The organism is Variovorax sp. 20P10.2.4 (assembly GCF_058244205.1).
On the sequence record NZ_JBZAYE010000935.1, the window covers coordinates 1 to 2145 of the forward strand.

Sequence of the window (2145 nt, forward strand, 5' to 3'; positions counted from 1 at the left end):
GTGCTCTCGGCCGCGGGCGAGGTGCTGGCCTTCGTGCCCAACGCCATCGGCCGCGCGCTGCTGGCCAACGAGAGGCTGTCGTGAAACGCGCCGCCGTCGTCATGGCGCTAGCCCTGCTGACCGCGGCGGCCCTGCCGCTGCAGGCGCAGGCCGGCCGCTCGTGCGAGCAGGTCAAGCCCGGCGCCGCGCTGATCGCCAAGGGCATGGAGCTGGCCGAGCGCACCTCGCAGCAGCTCGATGCCAGCGGCGCGCGCGTCGTCGTGCTGGCGCGCGCCGGCCAGGACCTGAGCAAGTACGGCCTGCGCTACTCGCACTTCGGCCTCGCCTACAAGACCGACGCCGGCCCGTGGCGCGTGGTGCACAAGCTCAACCAGTGCGGCACCGCGGTGGCGGCCGTCTACCGCCAGGGGCTCGGCGAGTTCTTCCTCGACGACCTCTGGCGTTACGAGGCCGCCTGGGTCGTGCCCACGCCGCAGGTGCAGGCGCAGCTGCTGGCCGCGCTCAAGGAGCCGACGCCGCGCCTGGTGCGGCTGCATGCCGCGCCCTACAGCATCGTCAGCTACGCCTGGGGCCAGAAGTACCAGCAGTCGAACCAGTGGGCGCTCGAGACGCTGGCCGCCGCGATGGAGCCCGCCACCATCGTCAACCGCTCGCAGGCGCAGGCCTGGCTGCAGTTCAAGGGCTACGAGCCCACCACCTTGAAGCTCGGCCCGCTGACCCGCCTGGGCGGGCGCATCGGCTCGGCCAACATCGCCTTCGACGACCATCCCAACGACAAGCGCTTTTCGGACCGCATCGAGACCGTGACCGTCGATTCGGTGTTCGAATGGCTGCAGCGCGCGGGCCTCGGCGCGGCGCCGGTGGCGCTCAAGCTGTGAGCGCGGCCCGCACGAGAAGAATGGAAGGAACGACGACATGAGCAAATCCCTGCGCCTCTCCGAAAAATGGTTCCGCCGCGGCCTCTGGCTGGTGGCGCTGGTGTTCGCGGGCTTCCTGATCGGCCTGGGCAGCACCATCGTGGGCGACCTGCCGCAGGTCGAGCGCGTGCGCACCATCGAGGACTTCATCGACCACCGCGCGGCCGATCCGTTGCGCGCCACGGTCAAGGCCTCGGAGGCGGTCGAACTGCAGGCCTCGCGCGACCTCGACCAGATCCGGCTGCAGCTGCAGGCCGCGCAGCAGGCCGGCGCCAATGCACGCGAGACCTTCGGCAACTGGATCGCCACGCGCCGCGCCACCGCGCAGCCCGACCAGGACCCCGAGCTGATCGCGCGCACCAAGGCGCTCGATGCCATCAAGCAGAAGGAGGAGGCGGTGCAGCGCCAGGTCAACGCGCAGCAGCAGGTCATGCTCGATGCGCGCCAGGCCGAGCAGCGCGCGCGCACCACGCTGGCCGAGCTGGAGCGCGACGCGCAGATCAAGCTCGACGCCGAGTACCGCCGCATCGAGCTGCGCGTGTTCGCCTACCGGCTCGCGCTCACGCTGCCGCTCCTGGTGGTGGCGGGCTGGCTGTTCGTGAAGAAGCGCAAGAGCACCTGGTGGCCCTTCGTCTGGGGTTTCATCCTGTTCGCGCTGTTCGCCTTCTTCGTCGAACTCGTGCCCTACCTGCCGAGCTATGGCGGCTACGTGCGCTACGTGGTGGGCATCGTGCTCACGGTGCTGGTGGGGCGCTACGCGATCGTCGCGCTCAACAACTACCTCGCGCGCCAGAAGCTGGCCGAGCAGCAGCCCGACCAGGTACGGCGCGAGGAGCTGAGCTACGACACCGCGCTGGCACGGCTCGACAAGGGCGTGTGCCCCGGCTGCGAGCGGCCGGTGGACCTGAAGAACACGGCGATCGATTTCTGCCCGCACTGCGGCATCGGCCTGCACGACCACTGCGAGGTCTGCGAGACGCGCAAGAGTGCCTTCTCGCGCTTCTGCCATGCCTGCGGTGCCTCGGCCACATCGTCGGAGGCGGACGCGAAATCCTTCACGCCCCGGACCCCGCCGCAACCCGCGACCTGAGGAGGGCGGTCACGCGGGCGTGCTACAACCGCCCGCTGCGCCGCGTTCGCGGCCGCAGCCCCGGTCCGTTCCATGCCTCACCTCGAAGGAGTACGCGCAATGAGCATCTTCGGCAGCATCCTTTCCAAGATCTTCCCG

The 2145-nt window shown here is 70.0% G+C and carries 2 protein-coding genes; both read left to right on the forward strand.

Annotated elements, in window-relative coordinates; translation table 11 throughout:
- The first annotated feature begins 101 nt into the window (after positions 1–101).
- Positions 102–878 (forward strand): DUF2145 domain-containing protein, encoded by a 777-nt coding sequence (locus AC27VN_RS39605; RefSeq protein WP_093351665.1) that lies wholly within the window; start codon positions 102–104, stop codon positions 876–878.
- A 37-nt stretch (positions 879–915) separates the two neighbouring features.
- Positions 916–2007, forward strand: coding sequence for a serine endopeptidase (locus tag AC27VN_RS39610; protein ID WP_490880232.1), 1092 nt, complete (start codon positions 916–918; stop codon positions 2005–2007).
- The last annotated feature ends 138 nt before the right edge of the window (positions 2008–2145 follow it).

Coding starts and splice junctions, on each gene's coding strand:
- AC27VN_RS39605 (WP_093351665.1), top strand. CDS start 102: ATGGCGCTAGCCCTGCTGACCGCGGCGGCCCTGCCGCTGCAGGCGCAG.
- AC27VN_RS39610 (WP_490880232.1), top strand. CDS start 916: ATGAGCAAATCCCTGCGCCTCTCCGAAAAATGGTTCCGCCGCGGCCTC.